Annotated in this window: 18 protein-coding genes and 2 pseudogenes; 11 read left to right on the plus strand and 9 right to left on the minus strand. The window is 60.3% G+C overall.

The genetic code is table 11. From position 1 onward, the window contains the following. Positions 1-210: 210 nt before the first annotated feature. Positions 211-768: an NADPH-dependent FMN reductase gene (locus CAF77_RS28165; RefSeq protein WP_011333620.1), complete on the minus strand. Its 558-nt coding sequence runs from the start codon at positions 766-768 to the stop codon at positions 211-213. A gap of 185 nt (positions 769-953) precedes the next feature. On the opposite strand from CAF77_RS28165, the gene CAF77_RS28170 reads away from it, so the two are divergent. Together CAF77_RS28170 and CAF77_RS28175 are read left to right on the plus strand one after the other, a co-directional pair. Next, entirely contained in the window at positions 954-1,190 is a 237-nt protein-coding gene (locus CAF77_RS28170; RefSeq protein ID WP_085655767.1) for a hypothetical protein, read from the plus strand. An 85-nt stretch (positions 1,191-1,275) separates the two neighbouring features. Further along, positions 1,276-2,169, plus strand: coding sequence for a LysR substrate-binding domain-containing protein (locus CAF77_RS28175; protein WP_085655768.1), 894 nt, complete (start codon positions 1,276-1,278; stop codon positions 2,167-2,169). Here the strand turns inward: CAF77_RS28175 and CAF77_RS28180 are convergent. From CAF77_RS28180 to CAF77_RS28200, 5 genes are all read right to left on the minus strand, one after another. Then, a complete protein-coding gene (locus CAF77_RS28180; RefSeq protein WP_085655769.1) occupies positions 2,135-2,749 on the minus strand; it encodes a GNAT family N-acetyltransferase in 615 nt (204 codons plus the stop codon). The genes CAF77_RS28175 and CAF77_RS28180 overlap by 35 nt on opposite strands. Positions 2,750-2,763: 14 nt before the next feature. After that, entirely contained in the window at positions 2,764-5,019 is a 2,256-nt protein-coding gene (locus CAF77_RS28185) for an Orn/Lys/Arg decarboxylase N-terminal domain-containing protein (RefSeq protein ID WP_085655770.1), read from the minus strand. Between the two features lie 152 nt (positions 5,020-5,171). Continuing rightward, complete coding sequence (gene dnaQ / locus CAF77_RS28190; RefSeq protein ID WP_064382286.1) at positions 5,172-5,930, minus strand: DNA polymerase III subunit epsilon; 759 nt, start codon at positions 5,928-5,930, stop codon at positions 5,172-5,174. An 82-nt stretch (positions 5,931-6,012) separates the two neighbouring features. Continuing rightward, positions 6,013-6,474 carry a ribonuclease HI gene (rnhA, locus tag CAF77_RS28195; protein WP_011333615.1) on the minus strand — a complete coding sequence of 154 codons (462 nt, stop codon included), beginning with the start codon at positions 6,472-6,474 and terminating at the stop codon, positions 6,013-6,015. Positions 6,475-6,567: 93 nt separating this feature from the next. After that, positions 6,568-7,326, minus strand: a complete 759-nt coding sequence (locus CAF77_RS28200) for a methyltransferase domain-containing protein (RefSeq protein WP_085655771.1) — start codon at positions 7,324-7,326, stop codon at positions 6,568-6,570. A gap of 65 nt (positions 7,327-7,391) precedes the next feature. Between CAF77_RS28200 and gloB the strand changes: the two genes are divergently transcribed. The 8 genes from gloB (at position 7,392) to fabI (ending at position 18,108) form a co-directional block, all read left to right on the plus strand. Beyond that, positions 7,392-8,159, plus strand: coding sequence for a hydroxyacylglutathione hydrolase (gloB, locus tag CAF77_RS28205; protein WP_085655782.1), 768 nt, complete (start codon positions 7,392-7,394; stop codon positions 8,157-8,159). A gap of 99 nt (positions 8,160-8,258) precedes the next feature. Further along, positions 8,259-9,737, plus strand: a complete 1,479-nt coding sequence (locus CAF77_RS28210) for a transglycosylase SLT domain-containing protein (protein ID WP_064382288.1) — start codon at positions 8,259-8,261, stop codon at positions 9,735-9,737. Positions 9,738-9,912: 175 nt separating this feature from the next. Further along, positions 9,913-11,745 carry an extracellular solute-binding protein gene (locus CAF77_RS28215; protein ID WP_085655772.1) on the plus strand — a complete coding sequence of 611 codons (1,833 nt, stop codon included), beginning with the start codon at positions 9,913-9,915 and terminating at the stop codon, positions 11,743-11,745. Next, on the plus strand, positions 11,742-13,583 hold the full coding sequence (locus tag CAF77_RS28220; protein ID WP_085655773.1) for an extracellular solute-binding protein: 1,842 nt from the start codon (positions 11,742-11,744) through the stop codon (positions 13,581-13,583). The genes CAF77_RS28215 and CAF77_RS28220 overlap by 4 nt, the downstream gene beginning before the upstream one ends. Before the next feature lie 4 nt (positions 13,584-13,587). Beyond that, positions 13,588-14,661 (plus strand): microcin C ABC transporter permease YejB, encoded by a 1,074-nt coding sequence (locus CAF77_RS28225; protein ID WP_085613068.1) that lies wholly within the window; start codon positions 13,588-13,590, stop codon positions 14,659-14,661. 1 nt (position 14,662) lies between these two features. Then, a complete protein-coding gene (locus tag CAF77_RS28230; protein ID WP_007956945.1) occupies positions 14,663-15,682 on the plus strand; it encodes an ABC transporter permease in 1,020 nt (339 codons plus the stop codon). A 1-nt stretch (position 15,683) separates the two neighbouring features. Next, a complete protein-coding gene (locus tag CAF77_RS28235) occupies positions 15,684-17,294 on the plus strand; it encodes an ABC transporter ATP-binding protein (RefSeq protein WP_085655774.1) in 1,611 nt (536 codons plus the stop codon). 19 nt (positions 17,295-17,313) lie between these two features. Then, the gene (fabI, locus tag CAF77_RS28240; RefSeq protein ID WP_003202751.1) at positions 17,314-18,108 is read left to right on the plus strand and encodes an enoyl-ACP reductase FabI; all 795 of its coding nucleotides are present in this window, start codon (positions 17,314-17,316) and stop codon (positions 18,106-18,108) included. A gap of 63 nt (positions 18,109-18,171) precedes the next feature. Here the strand turns inward: fabI and CAF77_RS28245 are convergent, their stop codons facing one another. Further along, entirely contained in the window at positions 18,172-19,383 is a 1,212-nt protein-coding gene (locus CAF77_RS28245) for a hypothetical protein (protein WP_085655775.1), read from the minus strand. A 212-nt stretch (positions 19,384-19,595) separates the two neighbouring features. Continuing rightward, positions 19,596-19,778 (minus strand): annotated as a pseudogene (locus CAF77_RS28250) (LysR family transcriptional regulator); the annotation flags it as partial. Positions 19,779-19,874: 96 nt separating this feature from the next. Here CAF77_RS28250 and CAF77_RS29615 point away from each other — a divergent pair. Then, a pseudogene (locus CAF77_RS29615) lies at positions 19,875-19,967 on the plus strand (glyoxalase); the annotation flags it as partial. 124 nt (positions 19,968-20,091) lie between these two features. Here the strand turns inward: CAF77_RS29615 and CAF77_RS28255 are convergent. Next, entirely contained in the window at positions 20,092-21,057 is a 966-nt protein-coding gene (locus tag CAF77_RS28255; RefSeq protein ID WP_064382294.1) for a sensor domain-containing diguanylate cyclase, read from the minus strand. Positions 21,058-21,073: the final 16 nt, after the last annotated feature.

Consider the following 21,073-nt stretch of genomic DNA (forward strand, 5'->3'; position numbering starts at 1 on the left):
AGAAAGGGCGGGACGAGAAGTCTCCCACGGTCCGTACTGGCTAGAGTCGGAATCGAGCTTTTAGTCCCGCCCACCCCTTCAAGTCTAAACATACAAGCGAGCTTGCTCGCGATGGCGGCGTGTCATTCAACTGAAGTGTCAGCTGATACACCGATATCGCGAGCAAGCTCGCTCCCACAGGGTATCGATCTTGTCAGAAAAAACAGCGAATCACTTCTTGTGCTGCGCCACCCACTCACCAAAGGCATTGATGAAACTTTGCAGGAACGGTTTCACCGATTCGTTCAGCTTGCCCGCCTCATCGAATGCCGTGCCCGCGCCGCCCAGGTAGGCTTCCGGCTGCTGCATGCACGGCACGTTGAGGAAAACAAAGGACTGGCGCAGATGCTGGTTGGCGCCGAAACCGCCGATGGCACCCGGCGAAACGCTGATTACCGCCCCCGGTTTGCCGCTCCAGGCGCTCTTGCCATACGGCCGCGAACCGACGTCAATGGCATTCTTCAAAGGCGCCGGCACCGAGCGGTTGTACTCCGGAGTGACAAACAGCAGAGCGTCGGATGAAGCCACTTTCTGACGGAAAGTGCTGTAGGCTGCCGGCGGTGAATCGCCGTCGATGTCTTCGTTGTAGAGTGGCAGATCGCCAATTTCGACAATGTTCAGCTTGAGATTGGCCGGTGCCAGTTCCGCCAGCGCCAAGGCGACCTTGCGGTTGATGGACGCCTTGCGCAGGCTGCCGACCACTACTGCGACGTTATAGACATTGCTCATTGGGAGACTCTCGACTGTCCGTGGGAGGAGCCAGTAGTTATAGATGATCCGATGACGATTCCACCAGACGTCGAAGGTTATTTCCCGCGTCTGGAATATTTTTTTCCTGTAGGAAAACTTACCAAGCTCGATGAAGGTCTACCAAGCCGCAAATCAAGCGTTTTATCTCCAGAGGTTCTAAGCAGATGGCAGTAGTACTCGTCGGTCAGTTCCATGCAAGAGATGCGGAAGGCCGCGTTTATTCCGTGCATGAGTTCCAGGAATCCAACCCGTCGGCAGACGGTTTCACCGGCACGGAGCCCGTTACCACCTACAAACTGGCGATTGGCGACCGCGTCAACAAGATCGACGACAACGAGTTTTTGCTGGTTCAGTCGGGCATCACCCTGATCCGCGAACCCGAGCCATCGGTCGCTTCATAACCGATCGTTATGAGCAGAAGTCATCCGCGCCGAGTTGGGGTAGGATTCAGCCACTGACCCCAACGGCCGGACATGGACTTCACGCATGCGTTTACGTCATATCGAAGTGATTCAGGCGCTTTTGCAGACCGGTCACGTGGGCACCGCCGCCGAATGGCTGCAACTCCCGGCGCCCGAGGTCGAGGAGCGTTTGCGCGAAGCCGAGAGTCAGCTTGGTTTCATGCTGTTCGCCAGCGTACGCGGACGACTTCAGCCAACCCCGGAGGCCCGGGCGCTGCAAGTCGAGATCGGCCACATCTATGAAGCGCTGGAACCGGTGCAACGGCTGGCCAGCAGCCTCAAGCAATACCTCGCCCCGCCCCTGCGGATCATCGGCACCCCGCCGCTGGCCCAGCAACTGCTGCCGAAAAGCCTCGCGGCCCTGCGCCGTCGCTTGCCCGACGTGCCCTGCACCCTGCTCAGCGAACCGACCCGCGACATTGTCCGCCACCTGCTGCTGCGCGACAGCGATCTGGGCCTGAGCCTCCACGACCCACAACATCCCGATATTCATTGCCAGCCGCTGGCCCAGGGCAAGTTGCAATTGCTCGCGCCCCACGGCTGGCTGCAACCGAAGCAGAAATACATTTCTCTGCAGGACTTTGCCGGCCAGGCTATGGTCGGCCTCGAAGGCCAGGACCCGCTGAGTCCGGCCTTGGAAAACAAGCTCCAGGCCCTGCGCCCGGCGCCGACCATCCAGACCCGGGTGCAAACCCACCAGATGATGCGCAGCATGGTCGAGGCCGGCGAAGGCCTGGCGATCGTCGATCCGTTCACCGCCCTCGGTGCACGGGCGAGCGGTCTCGATGTCTGCCCACTGTCGCCGGTAGTGCCGATCAGCCTCTATGCCCTGACCTTCAAACACGCCACGCCGTCAGCGGCGATTCAGACGCTGCTCGGTATCGTCACGGAACAAGCCGAGGCGATGCTGGCGAACTGATCGGATGCTCCAGCGGGTTATCGAACAATCGATACCAGAACAACGCCACTTCGGCGGTGTTCGGATCGATGCCGCGATAACGCAGATGGTCGATGCCGCCGATCACATAGCCGCAACGCTCATACAGGCGGCAGGCGCCGAGGTTGTTGTTCTGGGTTTCCAGCATGATCCCCGGCAGTTTTTTCTTGCGGCTCCAGAACTGCGCCACGTCGAGCAAGGCCTTGGCCACACCATGGCGCCGCGCCGGAGCGTGCACCGCCAGTTCATCGATGTGGGCGAAGCCGTTCCAATTGGTGCTGATCACCAGATGCCCGACCGGCTGATCTTCCAGGTACGCCATGAAAATCGCACTGTCGGCGGCATCGCGAAAGTTGCTGAATTCCTCCGGATCGATGCCGTAGCACTTGCGATACGGCACGATGGGCGTCATGGCCCATTGCGCCACGGGCTTGCCGATTTCGGCCGTGCCGTAGGCGGCCACCTCGAAGCTGAAATCGCTGCCCCAGATATATTCGGCAAAACCCTCGTCGGCGACCCGCACCGACAGCCCTGGGTATTTCGGATTCATGACCGGTTGCATACTCGGAAAAGCCCTCATTCCTTGACGCAATCGACGGTGTAGTGCCGCCCATTGCCCTCATCTTCGTGTTGCAGACCGTGCACATCGACCACGAACCCCGGAAACGTTGCGTCGAACGTGCGGGCAAACCTGAGGTATTCGATGATCGAGCGCGTGGATTCGGTAAAACGTTCGCCGGGCATGATCAGCGGAATGCCCGGCGGGTACGGCACCAGCATCACCGCTGCCACCCGGCCTTCCAGCTCATCGATCGGCACCGCCTCGACTTCGCCGCGCACCAGTTGGTCGTAGGCGTGGGCCGGTTTCATGGCGATTTCCGGCAGCACCGTGTACATGCGCTTGAGGTGTCTGGCGGTGGCGTTGCTGCGGTAGCAGGCGTGGAGCTGATCGCACAGATCGCGCAGGCCCATGCCGCGATAGCGCACAGGATCTTCCTGGGCGACACACTTCAGGCAGGTGTCGAGGCTGACGTTGGCGTCGTAGCTGCGTTTGAACTCCAGCAGTTCGGTCAGGAGCGTGCTCCACTTGCCTTTGGTGATGCCCATGGAGAACAGCACCAGAAATGAATACAGACCGGTTTTCTCCACCACCAGCCCGCGCTCCCAGAGGAAACGGCTGACCACGGCCGCCGGAATGCCCTTGTCGCTCAAAGCGCCGCCAGCAGTCAGGCCCGGCATGACCAAAGTGACCTTGATCGGGTCGAGCAGTACGTAGTCGTCGCTGACCTCGCCGAAACCGTGCCAGTCCGCATCCGGTTGCAGCAGCCAGTCCTCGGTCTGCACCCGGTCGATGCCCTCGACACCCGGTGGCTGCCAGATCGAGAACCACCAATCGTCAGCGGCGATGTGCTGGCGCAGATTGGCCAGGGCCCGGCGAAAGCTCAGGGCTTCGTCGAAGGTTTCCTGCAGCAGCGAACGTCCGGCCGGCCCTTCCATCATCGCCGAGGCGACGTCCAGCGAAGCAATGATGCTGTACTGCGGCGACGTCGAGATGTGCATCATGAACGCTTCGTTGAACCGGTCACGATCCAGTTGCCGCGCGCCGCCGTCCTGCACATGAATCATCGACGCCTGGCTGAACGCCGCCAGCAGTTTGTGGGTTGAATGGGTGGTGAACACCAGCGGACTGTCCTCGCTGCGCGAGGTGGCCATGCCGTAACGGCCGGCAAAGAATTCGTGAAACGCCGCATAGGCGTACCAGGCCTCGTCGAAATGCAGGACTTCGACGCTGTTGCCCAGACTCTGCTTGATCAGTTCGGCGTTGTAGCAGAGGCCGTCGTAGGTGGAGTTGGTGATCACCGCCAGTTTGACTTTCGGTTCGCGGCCCTTGGTCAACGGGCTGGCGTCGATCTTGGCCTGGATCGATTCACGACTGAATTCACTGAGCGGGATCGGCCCGATGATCCCCAGCTCGTTACGCTCCGGGCACAGGTACAGCGGAATCGCGCCGGTCATGATGATCGCGTGCAACACCGACTTGTGGCAGTTGCGATCCACCAGCACCAGATCATCGCGCCCGACCATCGAGTGCCAGACGATCTTGTTGGCGGTAGAGGTGCCATTGATCACGAAAAACGTGTGATCGGCGCCGAAATTGCGCGCGGCTCGCGCTTCCGCCTCGGCCAGCGGCCCGGTGTGATCGAGCAAGGAGCCCAGCTCCGGCACCGAGACCGACAAATCCGAGCGCAGCGTGTTTTCCCCGAAGAACTGATGAAACGCCTGCCCCACCGGACTCTTGTGATAAGCCACCCCGCCGCCGTGACCGGGGGTATGCCAGGAATAATTGGAATCGGCGGTGTGCTGGACCAGCGCCTTGAAGAATGGCGGCAACAGGCCGTCCAGGTATTTGCGCGCTGCCCGCGCCACCTGACGGGCGAGAAACGGCACGGTGTCTTCGAACAGGTAGAGAATGCCGCGCAGCTGGTTGAGTTCGGCCATGGCATCGGCCGGGGCGTTTTCCAGGGTGACTTGCTCGCCGAGGGCAAAGATCGGCAGATCCGGCGCCCGCACCCGGGCCAGACCGATCAGTTCGGCCATGTTCTGCAACAGGTGGGAGTTGGTGCTGGCATCTTCGGCGGCGATCAGCATGCACGCCAGACCATGGTGGGTCGACGCCACGAGCCGGCCTTCGGTGTAGTCGGTGGCCGAAACGATACTGAAACCTTCCAGCTCCAGCTCTCGGGCGATGCCGCGGATGCGGTCACCGGCAACCGTGTCGGCCTTGATGTCGCGGTGGACGATCAACACCGGGAACTTCAAATCTTTATACATGAGGCTCAGTGTCCTGAGGCGGCGGAGAGTGATCTGCCAATGTCCTCAGGGTAGAGGGTCGGAGCCAATGTGGCGAGGGTGGCCAGTTGTCAGTACTGACAAAAAAAGAATCGTCCGGACACGGCTGAGTGTCTGGACGATCCTTTTCTGTATTACGCCTGGGCTTCGGCTTCCAGCAACTGAGTCCACAGCGCGGGGGCGCCAGCTGACTTGGCGATGATTTCCAGGCGCACCTGGTGCTCGGCCAGCTCGGCTTCGGTGGCGCGAATGATTCTCCCCGGCTGACGATCTGCCGGCAGACGGCGGATTTCGGTGGCGGAGTTGTCCGCGCCCTCGCCCGTGCCATTGCCGTCGGAGGCGTTGCCGGCCAGCGACAGGCTGGTCTGGCCACCGGTCATGGTCAGGTAGACGTCGGCGAGAATCTCCGAGTCGAGCAACGCGCCGTGCAGCTCACGACCGGAGTTGTCGACGCCGTAGCGTTTACACAGGGCATCGAGGCTGTTGCGCTGACCCGGGTGACGTTCCCGGGCCATCATCAGGGTGTCGAGGATCGTGCAGTGCTGCGTGATGTCCGCGCGATCCTGCTGGCCCATCAGGGCGAATTCGTTGTTGATGAAGCCAACGTCGAACGCCGCGTTATGGATGATCAGCTGCGCGCCGTTGATGAACTCGAAGAACTCGTCGGCCACTTCGGCGAAGCGCGGCTTGCCGACCAGGAATTCGTTGGTGATGCCGTGAACGGCAATCGCGCCTTCGTCACTCTCGCGATCCGGTTGCAGATAAACGTGAAAGTGCCGGCCCGTCAGACGTCGACCGATCAGCTCGACACAACCGATTTCGATAATCCGGTGGCCGTCGGTCACCGGCATGCCGGTGGTTTCGGTATCGAGTACAACGGATCTGGTGGCCATCAGTGTTCAGCTCTCAACGGGGTCAATCGTGCAAAAGCGGCGATGTTAACACGCTCGCCGGGAGTGTTTCAGCGAGAAGGATTCAGCTCTGCTTGTAACCGCGAACTTCATCCACCCCACGGTTGGCCAACTGGTCGGCGCGTTCGTTGCCGTGGTGGCCGATGTGGCCGCGGACCCATTTCCAGGTGACTTTGTGGCGGTTGACCTGCTCGTCGAGCGCTTTCCACAGATCGGCGTTTTTGACTGGTTCCTTGGCAGCGGTTTTCCAGCCGCGTTTCTTCCAGTTGGCCATCCATTCGTTGATGCCCTTCATCACGTATTGCGAGTCAGTCACCAGCAGCACTTCGCACGGACGCTTGAGGGCTTCCAGGCCGCGAATCGCGCCGAGCAGTTCCATGCGGTTGTTGGTGGTGTTGGCTTCGCCGCCCCACAGCTCCTTTTCGACGCCCTTGCACACCAGCAAGGCGCCCCAGCCGCCCGGGCCGGGGTTGCCCTTGCAGGCGCCGTCAGTGAACAGTTCTACGCTATCGACGCTTTCGCTCATGCCTGTCTATCCAGAAAAAATGCGTGGCCTCGCCGATCACGGATCGACGATGGCCAAGGCCGGGATATACCCGGCCATAAATATAAAGAAGGTTTACGGTTCGACGCGCCGGCGGTTGACCTTGGCCATCGGCAGCGGAATCAGCTTGCCCATCGGCTCGCGGCGTTCCTGACGCACCGGACGCAGGCCGACCACAATCTTGCGTGCGACCAGTAAATAGAAACCGCCGCCCGACAATTGCCAGTCACCGGCCTTGCGCTCCCAACCGGCCAGACGGGCCTGCCACTTGGGTGAAGCGAGCGGCGGACGATAGCACCCGAAGCGGCGTTTCTCCAGCGCGAAGCCCAGCAGATTGAGCCAGTCCGCCACCCGCGATGGCGAGATGCAGCGCGCCTGATGCAAGGCGTCATGGGCGAACACGTGGCGCAGCCCCCAGGTGCTCCAGGGGTTGATGCCGACGATCAGCAGATGCCCGCCGGGGCGCACGCTGCTGGCCGCTTCGCGCAACAAACCATGGGGCGACAGGCAGAAATCCAGGCCGTGCTGCAACACCACCACATCGGCGGCGTGCTCACTCAACGGCCAGGCCTGTTCTTCGCAGACGATCTCCACGCCCGGCAAGGGCGCACCGAGCCGCACATTGCGCTGCACCTGCGGCGCTGACGGCGGTGTTTCGGCGGACGGGCCGTAATGCACCAGATAACCGCCGAAGAACCGACCCAGCTCGTCTTCGAGCATGCGCCGTTCTTCGTCCAGCAGAAATTGCCCGAGGGGGCCGGACAGCCATTCACGGGCTGCACCGATCAGCGCGAGCCAGTCAGGATCGGCCTGAGCGAACGCTTTATCGATCATTGCATTCTCCAACACGCCAGGAACCTCTAAGATGCGCCAATGTTACCCGCTTGGCGAATTCGACGATGATACAGATCAGTGCCCTGCCCGCCTTCACCGACAACTACATCTGGTTGTTACAGGATCATGCCACCCAGCGCTGCGCAGTGGTCGACCCAGGCGATGCCGCCCCGATGCAGGCGTGGCTCGACGCGCATCCGGGATGGGTGCTCGGCGACATCCTCATCACTCACCATCACCACGACCATGTCGGCGGCGTCGAGACGCTGAAGAAGGCCACCGGCGCCACGGTCTACGGACCGGCCAGCGAAAGCATTCCGGGGCGGGACGTGGCCCTCAAGGACAACGACACGGTGCGCGTGCTCGGCTGGGACTTCGATGTCTATGCCGTTCCCGGCCACACCCTCGGACACATCGCCTACTACCATCACGGCCTGCTGTTTTGCGGTGACACCCTGTTCGCTGCCGGCTGCGGCCGTCTGTTCGAAGGCACGCCGCAACAAATGCACCAGTCGTTGAGCCGTCTGGCGGCGCTGCCGGAAGACACGCTGGTCTACTGCACCCACGAGTACACCCTGAGCAACCTGAAATTCGCTGCTGCCGTGGAGCCGGACAACCGGGACATCGCCGCCCGTCTGGAAAAAGTCACCCGGCAACGTGAGAACGGTGTCATGACCCTGCCCTCGACCCTTGCGCTGGAAAAACTCACAAACCCGTTTTTGCGTACCGGTGAAATATTAGTTACACAAAAAGTGGACGAACGGAACGGCCCTCAAAACCGGGCGCCGAGTGAGGTTTTTGCGGCTCTGCGGGCATGGAAAGATACGTTCTGAGTGGCTCGCCGCCTGGTACAAAAATTCTGAATGGTTGACCGCAGGGGGTGCGCTTTCTAGAATCGCCCGACATTTTTGCCCGGAACTTACTTCCAGCCAATGTCGTCATCCATACGTAAGTCCGTCAATTCAGATGCATTGACCCGCCTGGCGCAAGCCATCGCGGTGGCTGTGTCCGCCACGCTGGCCGGCTGTTCCAGCCATGCTCCGCAGACTGAAGCGACGCATACGCCGAACATTGCTGCGCGAGCCAAGCAGAAGCCCATCTGGCTGTCGGAAAAGCCCAGCCCGCAGGTGCCTCAGGACATCTGGGAGCGCATGCGCAGTGGTTTCCAGCTGCAGGAAGGTCTGGGCGTGAACCCGCGCATCGAGCAACAGCGCCTGTGGTTCGCCAGTAACCCTTCCTTCCTCGAAAACGCCGGCGAACGCGGCAGCCTCTACATTCATTACATCGTCGAGCGCCTCGAAGAACGCAACATGCCGCTGGAACTGGCGCTGCTGCCGGTCATTGAAAGCGCCTACAACCCGATGGCCTATTCCCGAGCCGACGCGGTGGGCCTCTGGCAGTTCATCCCGTCCACCGGGCGCTACTTCAACCTGCGCCAGACTCGCTTCTACGATGGCCGTCGCGACATTACCGCGTCCACCACGGCAGCGATGGACTACCTGACCCGCCTGCATGACATGTTCAACGGCGACTGGCTGCTGGCCCTGGCCGCGTACAACGCCGGTGAAGGCACGGTCAGCCGCGCCATCGAGCGCAACGAAAAGCTCGGCCTGCCGACCGACTACTGGAACCTGCCACTGCCGGCGGAAACCCAGGCTTACGTGCCGAAACTGCTGGCGCTCTCGCAAGTGGTGCTGACGCCCGAAGCCTATGGCGTGAACCTCAACCCGATCGCCAACGAACCGTATTTCCAAGTCGTCGAAATCAACCAGCGCATGGACCTGTCCAAGGTCGCAGCGGTGGCCAACATCGACGAAGACGAGCTGTTCCAGCTCAACCCGGCGTTCAAGCAGCGCACCACCATCGACGGCCCGCAGCACCTGCTGGTGCCGACCTCCAAGGCGCAACTGCTGACCGCCAGCCTGCAGACCATGCGCCCTGAAGAGCTGATCAGCCCGCGTTCGCTGAAACCGGTGTTCGAAGGCGCCGATCCGAGCGAGATCGCCCAGGCCAAGCGCGCCTATCGGGTCAAGCGCGGCGACAACCTCGGTTCCATCGCCAAGGCCAACAAGGTCGAGGTCAAGGACCTGCAACGCTGGAACAAGCTGACCGGCAAGAACCTCAAGGTCGGCCAGACCCTGGTCATGCAGGACACCACCAAACGCACCCCGACGCGTAACAGTGGCGGTCGCATCAATACGGTCATCGCGGCCAACAGCAAGACCAGCAGCAAGGCCAAAGACAAGGACGACACCAAACAGCAGACCCAATACAAGGTCAAACGTGGCGACACGCTGTACGTGGTGGCCAAGCGCTTCAACGTCGAGATGCAACATCTCAAGCGCTGGAATCCGGGCGCCGGCAAGGCGCTCAAGCCTGGGCAGATGCTCACGGTCTACCAGCCGCACTGACAAAGAGCCCCTGAATTTCAGGGGCTTTTTTTCGCCTGTCATTTTTTGATATTTCCGTAGATCGGCGCAGACAGCTCCCACAATTAACCGCGCATTAAGCCCCTGTCTTTTTCCTGTCCATACAAGCTGTTACTGTACGGCCCACAAAGCCCAAGCCGCCTGGATCGGATCTGACTTGAAGCGTCCCCTCCTCCTGCTCCTGATCAGCCTGGCCTTGAGCTCCCCCGTCAGCGCGACGATCACCGAAAGCCACGGTTATGCGCAGTTCGGCACGCTCAAGTACCCGGCCAGATTTACCCACTTCGACTGGGTCAACCCGCAAGCGCCCAAGGGCGGCACCTTGCGGGTGATGGCGTTTGGCACCTTCGATACGCTCAACCCCTACACCTTCAAGGGCACCAGCCCGGTCACCACGGCGAATTTCCTGCAGTACGGCATCAACGAGCTCAACGAGCCACTGATGGTCGGCACCGGGCAATACGCGCCGTCCGGTGACGAACCGGCGTCCAGTTACGGTTTGATCGCCCAGTCGGTGGAGTACAGCGAAGATCGCAGCTGGGTGGTGTTCAACCTGCGCCCGCAAGCGCGGTTCCACGACGGTACGCCGATCACCGCGTACGACGTGGCGTTCTCCTATCGCCTGCTGCTCAAGGAAGGTCATCCGCTGTACCGCACCGCTCTTCAGGAAGTGCTGCGGGTCGATATCCTCAATCCGCAGCGCATCCGGTTTGTGCTCAAGCGCAGCGGCAATCCGTTGCTGATCCTGCGTCTGGGCGAATTGCCGGTGCTGCCCCAGCATTACTGGAAGGGCCGCGACTTCAAGGCCACCACCTTCGAGCCGCCTCTGGGCAGCGGGCCGTATCGCATTACCTCGGTCACGCCGGGGCGGCAGTTGATTTTCGAGCGGGTCAAGGACTACTGGGGCAAGGACCTGCCGGTCAATCGCGGCAAGTACAACGTCGACCGCATGGAAGTCGAGTTCTACCGCGACAGCGATGTGGCCTTCGAAGCGTTCAAGGCCGGCGAATTCGACATTTATATTGAGCATCAGGCCAAGAACTGGGCCAACGGCTACAACTTCCCGGCGATCCGTCGCGGCGACGTGATCAAGGCGCAGATCCCGCACCAGATCCCGACCCAGAGCCAGGGCCTGTTCATGAACAACCGGCGCCCGGCCTTTGCCGATATCAAGGTGCGTGAAGCCCTGGGTCTGATGTTCGACTTCGAATGGACTAATCGCACCCTGTTCAGCGACGCTTATAAGCGCACCACCAGCTACTACCCCAACAGCGAGTTCAGCGCCGTCGGCCTGCCGGTCGGTCATGAATGGCTGATGCTCAAACCGTACAAGGATCAACTGCCGGCGCGCCTGTTCACCGAGCCGTTCACGCTGCCGCAGACAGACGGGCGCGGCATTCCCCGGGAAACCATGCGCAAGGCCCTGGCGTTGCTGGCCGAGGCCGGCTGGAAGCTCAACGGCCAGCGCCTGCAAAACGCCGCCGGCCAGCCGCTGCGGTTCGAGCTGCTGCTGGTCAATCCGAACCTGGAACGAATCCTTCAGCCGTACATCGAGAACCTCAACAGCATCGGCGTCGACGCGCGCCTGCGCACGGTGGATCGCGCCCAGTACAAACAGCGTCTGGACCAGTTCGATTTCGACATGATCCTGATGACCCTCAACCAGACTCTCAGCCCGGGGCTGGAACAATGGCAGTACTTCCACTCCAGCCAGGTAAACGTCAAGGGCAGCAAGAATTACGCGGGCATCGCCAACCCGGTGGTCGATCATCTGCTTGAACACTTGCTCGCCGCGCAAACCCGCGATGAACAGGTCGCCGCCGGCAAAGCGCTGGACCGCGTGCTGCTCTGGCAGCACTACAGCATTCCCAACTGGTACCTCAATTATCACCGTCTGGCGTACCGCAACCGGTTCGCCTTCGTCACCACGCCGCCCTACACCCTGGGCCTGAGCGCGTGGTGGCTGAAATCTTCGGAGAAAGATCGATGAAGCCTATCCGCGCCCTGCTCGTGCAGGCCAGCGGTCTGCTGTTCGCCGGGCTGGCCTGTGCCGCCCCGCAACACGCCGTGACCCTGTACAACGAGCCGCCGAAATACCCCGCCGACTTCAAGCACTTCGATTACGTGAACCCCGACGCGCCCAAGGGCGGAATCTTCCGCCAAGCCGGCTTCGGCGGTTTCGACAGCCTCAATCCGTTCATCAGCAAAGGCGTGCCGGCGGACGATATCGGCCTGATCTACGACACCCTGGCCAAACAGGGTCTGGACGAGCCGTTCACCGAATACGGTCTGATCGCCAGCCAGATCGAAAAGGCCCCCGACAACAGCTGGGTACGCTTCTATCTGCGGCCCGAAGCGAAGTTTCACGACGGCCACCCGGTACGCGCTGACGATGTGGTATTCAGCTTCCAGACCCTGACCAAGGAAGGCTCACCGATGTATCGCGGCTACTACGCCGACGTTGAAGAAGTGATCGCCGAAGACCCGCTCAAGGTGCTGTTCAAGTTCAAGCACACCAACAACCGCGAGTTGCCGCTGATCCTCGGTCAGTTGCCGGTGCTGCCGAAGCACTGGTGGGCCGAGCGTGATTTCAACAAGGGCAACCTGGAAATCCCCTTGGGCAGCGGCCCGTACAAGGTCACCCAAGTGAAGGCCGGACGCTCGGTGCGTTATGAGCGGGTCAAGGATTACTGGGGCAAGGACCTGCCGGTCAATCGCGGCTTCTACAACTTCGACGTAATGACCACCGACTATTACCGCGACAACACCGTCGCGCTGGAAGCGTTGAAAGCCGGGCAATTCGATTACTGGCTGGAAATGGCCGCGAAAAACTGGGCCAACGCCTACAACGTGCCGGCAGTGACTGAAGGGCGGCTGATCAAGGAACAGATTGCCAACAGCAACCCGACCGGCATGCAGGGCTTCGTCTTCAATTTGCGCCGGCCGGTGTTTCAGGACGTGCGGGTACGTCAGGCCCTCGGCCTGCTGTTCGACTTCGAATGGACCAACAAGCAATTGTTCAACGGCGCTTATGCGCGCACCCGCAGTTACTTCGAAAACTCGGAAATGGCCGCCACCGGCCTGCCTGATGCAGAGCAGGTAGCAATCCTCGATCCATTCCGCAGCCAGCTGCCGGCGCAGGTGTTCAGCGAAGCCTTCGAGAATCCGAAAACCGACGCCAGTGGCATGATCCGCGCACAACAGCGTGAGGCGTATCAGTTGCTGCAAGAGGCCGGCTGGAAAATCGTCGACGACAAAATGGTCGACGCCACCGGCAAACCGGTGGTCATCGAATTCCTCCTGGCGCAGACCGAATTCGAGCGCGTATTGTTGCCGTTCAAGCGCAACCTCAGCGACCTCGGCATCGACCTGGTGATCCGCCGTGTCGACGTCTCGCAGTACGTCAATCGCGTGCGTTCGCGGGACTTCGACATGATGGTCGGCAGCTTCCCGCAGTCCAACTCGCCGGGCAACGAGCAGCGCGAATTCTGGATGAGCGCCGCGGCAGACAAACCCAGCAGCCGCAATTCGATGGGCCTCAAGGACCCGGTGGTCGATCACCTGGTGGAAAGCCTGATCAACGCTGATTCGCGCAAGAGCCTGGTGGCCCACGCCCGTGCTCTGGACCGTGTGCTGCAATGGGGCTACTACGTGATCCCCAACTGGCACATCAAGACCTGGCGCGTGGCGTACTGGAACCACATCGGCCACCCTAAAGTCTCCCCCAAGTACGACATCGGCATTAACACCTGGTGGGTCAAACCCGACGCGAAACCTGCGGTAGAAGTCGAAACCCAACTGCAAGCCGACCCTGTGGGCACGGAGTAATCAGATGCTGGCGTACATTTTTCGGCGACTGCTGCTGATCATCCCGACCCTGTTCGGCATTTTGCTGATCAACTTCGTGATCATCCAGGCCGCGCCCGGCGGGCCGGTGGAGCAGATGATCGCCAAGCTCGAAGGCTTCGAAGGTGCCACCAGCCGCATCGCCGGCGGCGGTGCCGAAGTGTCGGTGGCCGGCTCTTCCTATCGCGGTGCGCAGGGTCTGGACCCGGCGCTGATCAAGGAAATCGAGAAGATGTACGGGTTCGACAAGTCGGCCCCGGAACGTCTGTGGATCATGGTCAAGAACTACGCGAAGCTGGATTTCGGCGACAGTTTCTTCCGCGACGCCAAGGTCATCGACCTGATCAAGGAAAAGATGCCGGTGTCGATCTCCCTCGGGCTGTGGAGCACGCTGATCATGTACCTGGTGTCGATCCCGCTGGGGATCGCCAAGGCCACGCGGCACGGCAGCCATTTCGACGTCTGGACCAGTTCGGCGATCATCGTCGGTTATGCGATTCCGGCGTTCCTGTTTGCAATTCTGCTGATCGTGGTGTTTGCCGGCGGCAGTTATCTGGACTGGTTTCCTTTACGCGGCCTGACCTCGAACAACTTCGATGAACTGAGCCTGGGCGGCAAGGTTCTCGATTACTTCTGGCACCTGGCGCTGCCGGTGACGGCGCTGGTGATCGGCAACTTCGCGACCATGACCCTGCTGACCAAAAACAGCTTCCTCGACGAAATCAACAAGCAGTACGTGGTCACCGCCAAGGCCAAGGGCCTGACGCGCCACCGCGTGCTCTACGGCCATGTGTTCCGCAATGCGATGCTGCTGGTGATCGCCGGTTTCCCGTCGGCGTTTATCGGCATCTTCTTCACCGGATCGTTGCTGGTGGAAGTGATCTTCTCCCTCGACGGCCTCGGTCTGATGAGTTTCGAAGCGGCGATCAACCGCGATTACCCGGTGGTGTTCGGCACCCTGTTCATCTTCACCCTGCTGGGGCTGGTGGTGAAACTGATCGGCGACCTCACCTACACCCTGGTCGATCCGCGTATCGACTTTGCCAGCCGGGAGCATTGAGATGAACCTGTCCCCTCTCAACCGCCGGCGCTTCGAACTGTTCAAGGCCAACAAGCGTGGCTGGTGGTCGCTTTGGCTGTTTTTGATCCTGTTCGGCCTGAGCCTCGGTGCCGAGTTGATCGCCAACGACAAGCCGCTGGTGGTGCATTACGACAACAACTGGTATTTCCCGGCGATCAAGCGCTACCCGGAAACCACCTTCGGCGGCGAATTCCCGCTGGAAGCCAACTACAAGAGCCCGTACATCCGCGAACTGCTCAAGGCCAAGGACGCGTGGGTGCTGTGGGCGCCGATTCCGTTCAGCTACCAGAGCATCAACTACGACCTGAAAGTCCCGGCCCCCGCCCCGCCGTCGGCGGACAACCTGCTGGGCACCGACGATCAGGGCCGCGATGTGCTGGCACGGGTCATCTACGGCTTCCGGGTGTCGGTGCTGTTCGCCCTGACCCTGACCGTGCTCAGCTCGATCATCGGCGTGATCGCCGGTGCCTTGCAGGGCTTCTACGGCGGCTGGGTCGATCTGGCCGGCCAGCGTTTCCTGGAGATCTGGTCGGGCTTGCCGGTGCTGTACCTGCTGATCATCCTCGCCAGTTTCGTCCAGCCGAACTTCTGGTGGCTGCTGGGGATCATGCTGTTGTTCTCGTGGATGAGCCTGGTGGACGTGGTGCGCGCCGAGTTCCTGCGCGGGCGCAACCTCGAATACGTGCGCGCAGCCCGGGCGCTGGGCATGCAGAATGGCGCGATCATGTTCCGCCACATTCTGCCCAACGCGATGGTTTCGACCATGACCTTCATGCCGTTCATCCTGACCGGCGCCATCGGCACCCTCACCGCCCTGGACTTCCTCGGTTTCGGCTTGCCGGCCGGCAGTCCGTCTCTGGGTGAACTGGTGGCCCAGGGCAAATCCAACCTGCAGGCGCCGTGGCTGGGCATGAGCGCGTTTGCGGTGCTGGCGCTGATGTTGAGTCTGCTGGTGTTCATCGGCGAGTCCGCTCGCGATGCCTTCGACCCGAGGAAGTGACATGAATCAGGACAATCTGATCGAAATCCGCGACCTGGCCGTCGAGTTCGGCATCGGTGATCGCGTGCAACGGGTGGTCGAAGGCGTGAGTTTCGACATCAAGCGCGGCGAAACCCTGGCGCTGGTGGGTGAAAGCGGCTCGGGCAAGTCGGTGACGGCGCATTCGATCCTGCGCCTGCTGCCCTACCCGCTGGCGCGGCATCCGGCCGGCAGCATCAACTATTCCGGGCAAAACCTGCTGGAACTGGGCGAAAAGACCATCCGTCACATTCGCGGCAACCGGATCGCGATGATCTTTCAGGAGCCGATGACCTCGCTCAACCCGCTGCACTCGATCGAGAAGCAGATCAACGAGGTGCTGGGCATCCACAAGGGCCTGACCGGCAAGGTCGCGACCAAGCGCACGCTGGAGTTGCTGGAGATGGTCGGCATCCCCGAGCCGCACAAGCGCCTCAAGGCCCTGCCCCACGAATTGTCCGGCGGCCAGCGTCAACGGGTGATGATCGCCATGGCCCTGGCCAACGAGCCGGAACTGCTGATCGCCGACGAACCGACCACTGCGCTGGACGTGACCGTTCAGCTGAAAATCCTCGATTTGCTCAAGGAATTGCAGGCCCGATTGGGCATGGCGGTGTTACTGATCAGTCACGATTTGAACCTCGTGCGAAGAATTGCGCATCGTGTATGTGTCATGCAGCGCGGTTGCATCGTCGAACAGGCATCGTGCGAAGAGCTGTTCCGTTCGCCGCAGCATCCGTACACTCGGGAACTGCTTGGCGCGGAGCCCAGCGGAGGCCCGGCGAGCAATAAAATCGGGGCGCCGCTGCTTGAAGTCGAGGATCTGAAAGTCTGGTTCCCGATCAAGAAAGGCCTGCTCAAGCGCACGGTGGATCACGTCAAGGCAGTGGACGGCATCAATTTCAGCCTGCCTCAGGGTCAGACCCTGGGGATCGTGGGGGAAAGCGGTTCCGGTAAATCCACCCTCGGACTGGCGATCCTGCGGTTGATCGGCAGCAAAGGTGCGATCCGTTTTGAAGGCAAGCAGCTAGACTGCCTGACGCAAAGTGAAGTCCGGCCGTTGCGCCGGGAGATGCAGGTGGTGTTTCAGGATCCGTTTGGCAGCCTGAGCCCACGAATGTGCGTGAATGACATCGTTGGCGAAGGTCTGCGGATTCACAGGATGGGCACCGCCGCCGAGCAGGAAGCGGCGATTATTGCGGCATTGAAGGAGGTAGGTCTGGATCCGGAAACCCGGCACCGCTACCCCCATGAATTTTCCGGTGGGCAGCGGCAGCGGATTGCCATAGCCCGGGCCCTGGTGCTCAAACCGGCGCTGATCCTGCTGGACGAGCCGACTTCGGCCCTCGACCGGACGGTGCAGCGGCAAGTGGTGGAGCTGTTGCGTTCACTGCAAGCCAAGTACAACCTGACGTATTTGTTCATCAGCCATGACCTGGCTGTCGTCAAAGCGCTGAGCCACCAGCTGATGGTGGTCAAGCATGGCCAAGTGGTCGAACAGGGAGACGCGCAAAGTATCTTTGCCGCCCCCCAACATCCGTATACACAGCAGTTGCTGGAGGCCGCTTTCCTGGCACCAGCCACTGCGCAATAACCTGAAAGAGGAGCAACACATGGGTTTTCTCGCCGGTAAGCGCGTACTGATCGTCGGTGTCGCCAGCAAGCTGTCCATCGCATCCGGCATCGCTGCCGCCATGCATCGCGAGGGCGCTGAGCTTGCCTTCACTTATCAGAACGACAAACTGAAAGGTCGCGTCGAAGAGTTCGCACAGGGCTGGGGTTCGAGCCCTGAGCTTTGCTTCCCGTGCGACGTGGCCAGCGATGAAGAAATCGCCAAGGTCTTCGAAGAACTGAGCAAGAAGTGGGACGGCCTGGACTGCATCGTGCACTCCGTCGGCTTCGCCCCGGGCGACCAACTGGACGGCGACTTCACCGAAGCCACCACCCGTGAAGGCTTCCGCATCGCTCACGACATCAGCGCCTACAGCTTCGTGGCTCTGGCCAAAGCTGGTCGCGAAATGATGAAAGGCCGCAACGGCAGCCTGCTGACCCTGTCGTACCTGGGCGCCGAGCGCACCATGCCGAACTACAACGTGATGGGCATGGCCAAGGCTTCGCTGGAAGCCGGCGTACGTTACCTGGCCGGTTCCCTGGGCCCGGACGGTACTCGCGTCAACTGCGTATCGGCTGGCCCGATCCGCACCCTGGCAGCTTCCGGCATCAAGAACTTCCGCAAGATGCTGGCCGCCAACGAAGCGCAAACTCCGCTGCGCCGCAACGTCACCATCGAAGAAGTCGGCAACGCCGGCGCCTTCCTGTGCTCCGACCTGGCGTCGGGCATCAGCGGTGAAATCATGTACGTGGACGGCGGCTTCAACACCACCGCCATGGGCAACATCGAAGAGTAATCTTCGACTAGCCGCTAAAAAACCCGCCAGTTCTGGCGGGTTTTTTTTGCTCGCGGGGCCCCTTCATCCCACGAAACCCAACACCCGCGCCAGCGGTTTACCCGCAGGATCAATCTCGTCAGCAGCAGCGATGATTCTCCCTGTATTGCTCTGGACGATGCAGCCATTCATGCGCCACCCCTCCAACCTGGCAACGCCTCCAACCCCGAAGTTATCATCGAGTTTACCGTCTTCCAGAATACGCAGAAGGGTCAGCACAAAGTCGGAATGCACCCCCACAATGATGCTTCCATCTGGTGGAACGACCACGTTTTGAATAGTCACGAAGCGTCCGTTAATGGCGGTCCACAGTACTTGGCCATTGTTGAAACGGGGATCGGGTGTTCCATCATTCTGCAAGCGTACAGTTGCGACGCTCATTCCTTCGGCAGAAAGTACGGATGCCGCAAAGGTTATTCCGTGATGCGATACGCCCACGTTGTTAAATAAACTGAATTCCTCAGACATCTTGTACAGACCGCCTGTTGCAAACCCTTTGTCCAACTTTCCGCTTTCGTCATAACTAGCCAGAACACTTTTGGGTTCTGATTGATTGCCGGTGGAGTTATCGAGCGATCCACTGACTATGAACCCTCCCTGCAGCTTCGGCTTGATGCTCTCGATACTCGAGTAGCGTGCGTTGTCGAATATGATATTAACTTCGCCATTTAGACCGAATGTACCGTCAAGATCGCCATTAGGGAGATAGCAGCGGATGATTCCACTCCCCTTAACGGCAGCTCCTGTTCCATCATACAGAATGTGGCTTTGACCCAACAGGACACGCCCATCGGAGAGGGCACAACCCTTTGCTTCGTGGGTTGTCACTCTTTGCCCAGGGGCAAGTGGAATGTCGGAAAAGATTTTCGTGCCAAAGACCAGATTCTGACTGCCGTGCTCATTGAACTTCGTGACTGCAGCTAACCGGTCAAAGCCATCGCCAGTGCTACCGATAGCAACGAAACCGCCATCGTCTTGAATGTCAAGTTGACGCGAAGCGGAATATTTTGGCCCAAATTGCCAAGGTGGATTCACGAATGAAGGGTCGATAGAACCATCGCCGTAGGCCCGAATCAGCTGCAATTTGCCTGCCGAATCATAAACATAAACAATACGTCCGGTTTTTGTCTCCACCACGGAGCCGCAGCTGCCTGGTCCGATATTAATGACTCCATCTTTGGCAAAAGTTGGATCCAGATCACCAGCATTGCGATGTGTTTTGGCCAGGGTTGACATGGAGTTTTCCTCTGATTGTCAATATTCTCCGCCCTGAGAAAAACAACCAGTCTTCCCGACTCCAGCAGAATGTCTTTTACAGCGCCCACGCTAGCGCCTGAAAACAGATAAAGACACTGTCAGGACTGACAGTTGACTTTCATCAGAAGGGCTTTTCGCTTTCGATCTGCAGACATTTGTTGAACATTATTCGCAGCGGCAAGTTGCGGCAGTTGTATCGCTGGATGATCAATCGCCTGCCGCCCGGTGCGATCGAACAGACGCACGCCCAAGGCCTGCTCCAGATTGCGGATCTCCGCGCTGACCGCCGATTGCGTCAGGCCGACATGCAGACCGGCCGCCGCAAACGTGCCATGCCGTGCCACCGCCAGAAAGGTTTTCAGTTCACGCAGCATGGGCGCCTCGACTGATCGAAATAATTTGAGCTCGGCGCAAAAACTATCGTCTTTCAATCGAAAAGCACAGCGCTAGACTCAGTTCATCCCAAGGGGGGCGAACAGGCGACGATGTTCTTGTTTGACCCGTGTGGGAACGCCTTGGAGTTCAAGGCGTTCAAGGACATCAGGCAGTTGTTTGCCAGATAATACGCGACATCCGGACTGACGCCTTCGCGGGCAAGCCCGCTCCCACAGGGTTCGCGGTTTATCGAAAATATAAGCAACACCGAAGATCACTGTGGGAGCGAGCTTGCTCGCGATGAGGCCGGAACTAACAACGCTTCAACGCCTGCTTGTGCGCATACATCGCTGCATCCGCATCCGCCAGCAACTTATCCACGGAGTCATGGCGCTGCGGGTTGTATTCGATCTGGCCGACGCTGAAGCGAATCGCGTAACCCCGGTGCAACGTGGCATTGCGCTCTTCGAGGATTTCCTTGAGTCGCGCCATGATCGCCGTGGTTTCGACGTGGCTTGAGCCGGTCAGCAACGCCACGAACTCATCACCGCCCAGCCGTCCCACCACATCGCTCTCGCGAAAGGCGATGCGCAGCACATCGGCGAAGGTCTTGAGCGCGCTGTCGCCCTCCGCGTGCCCATAAAGATCGTTGATCTGCTTGAAATCATTGAGGTCAAAAAACAGCAGCGTCGCCGGTTTTTCCAGGCGTGCGCAGGCATCGAGCGCATGCTGGGCCAGCATCTTGAAACCGCGACGGTTGGACAGCAGCGTCAGCTCGTCCATGCTCGCCATCTGCACGGCCATCAGTTCCTGCTCGGCCATGCCCGCCAGATCGCGCAGCAGGGCGCGCTCCTCTTCGTCGAGATCGCGGGGTTTGGTGTCGATCAGGCACAAGGTGCCCATCTTGTTGCCGCTGGGTACGGTCAGCGGATAACCGGCGTAGAACCGGATGTTCGGTTCCCCGGTAACCAAAGGGTTGTCGTGGAAACGCTCGTCCTCCCGGGCGTCAGGTACCAGCATAAGCTCGTCCCTGAGAATCGCATGGGCACAGAATGAAACAGAGCGTGGCGTTTCGGTCGTGTCCAGACCCACGCAGGACTTGAACCATTGCCGCTCCTTATCCACCAGCGTGACCAGTGCGATCGGCACGTTGAACAGACGCTTGGCCAGTCGCGTCAGCCGGTCGAAGCGCTCCTCCGGTGCGGTGTCGAGCAGCTTCAGATCCTGCAACGCTTGAATACGGACAGCTTCATTGGCAGGTTTGCCGGGTACCAGCATCACACACTCCTTTGTC

Origin of the sequence: Pseudomonas sp. R15(2017) (assembly GCF_002112685.1) — a bacterium.
Lineage (GTDB): Bacteria > Pseudomonadota > Gammaproteobacteria > Pseudomonadales > Pseudomonadaceae > Aquipseudomonas > Aquipseudomonas glycinae.

Coding starts and splice junctions, on each gene's coding strand:
- CAF77_RS28165 (WP_011333620.1), bottom strand. CDS start 768: ATGAGCAATGTCTATAACGTCGCAGTAGTGGTCGGCAGCCTGCGCAAG.
- CAF77_RS28170 (WP_085655767.1), top strand. CDS start 954: ATGGCAGTAGTACTCGTCGGTCAGTTCCATGCAAGAGATGCGGAAGGC.
- CAF77_RS28175 (WP_085655768.1), top strand. CDS start 1,276: ATGCGTTTACGTCATATCGAAGTGATTCAGGCGCTTTTGCAGACCGGT.
- CAF77_RS28180 (WP_085655769.1), bottom strand. CDS start 2,749: ATGCAACCGGTCATGAATCCGAAATACCCAGGGCTGTCGGTGCGGGTC.
- CAF77_RS28185 (WP_085655770.1), bottom strand. CDS start 5,019: ATGTATAAAGATTTGAAGTTCCCGGTGTTGATCGTCCACCGCGACATC.
- dnaQ (WP_064382286.1), bottom strand. CDS start 5,930: ATGGCCACCAGATCCGTTGTACTCGATACCGAAACCACCGGCATGCCG.
- rnhA (WP_011333615.1), bottom strand. CDS start 6,474: ATGAGCGAAAGCGTCGATAGCGTAGAACTGTTCACTGACGGCGCCTGC.
- CAF77_RS28200 (WP_085655771.1), bottom strand. CDS start 7,326: ATGATCGATAAAGCGTTCGCTCAGGCCGATCCTGACTGGCTCGCGCTG.
- gloB (WP_085655782.1), top strand. CDS start 7,392: ATGATACAGATCAGTGCCCTGCCCGCCTTCACCGACAACTACATCTGG.
- CAF77_RS28210 (WP_064382288.1), top strand. CDS start 8,259: ATGTCGTCATCCATACGTAAGTCCGTCAATTCAGATGCATTGACCCGC.
- CAF77_RS28220 (WP_085655773.1), top strand. CDS start 11,742: ATGAAGCCTATCCGCGCCCTGCTCGTGCAGGCCAGCGGTCTGCTGTTC.
- CAF77_RS28225 (WP_085613068.1), top strand. CDS start 13,588: ATGCTGGCGTACATTTTTCGGCGACTGCTGCTGATCATCCCGACCCTG.
- CAF77_RS28230 (WP_007956945.1), top strand. CDS start 14,663: ATGAACCTGTCCCCTCTCAACCGCCGGCGCTTCGAACTGTTCAAGGCC.
- CAF77_RS28235 (WP_085655774.1), top strand. CDS start 15,684: ATGAATCAGGACAATCTGATCGAAATCCGCGACCTGGCCGTCGAGTTC.
- fabI (WP_003202751.1), top strand. CDS start 17,314: ATGGGTTTTCTCGCCGGTAAGCGCGTACTGATCGTCGGTGTCGCCAGC.
- CAF77_RS28245 (WP_085655775.1), bottom strand. CDS start 19,383: ATGTCAACCCTGGCCAAAACACATCGCAATGCTGGTGATCTGGATCCA.
- CAF77_RS28255 (WP_064382294.1), bottom strand. CDS start 21,057: ATGCTGGTACCCGGCAAACCTGCCAATGAAGCTGTCCGTATTCAAGCG.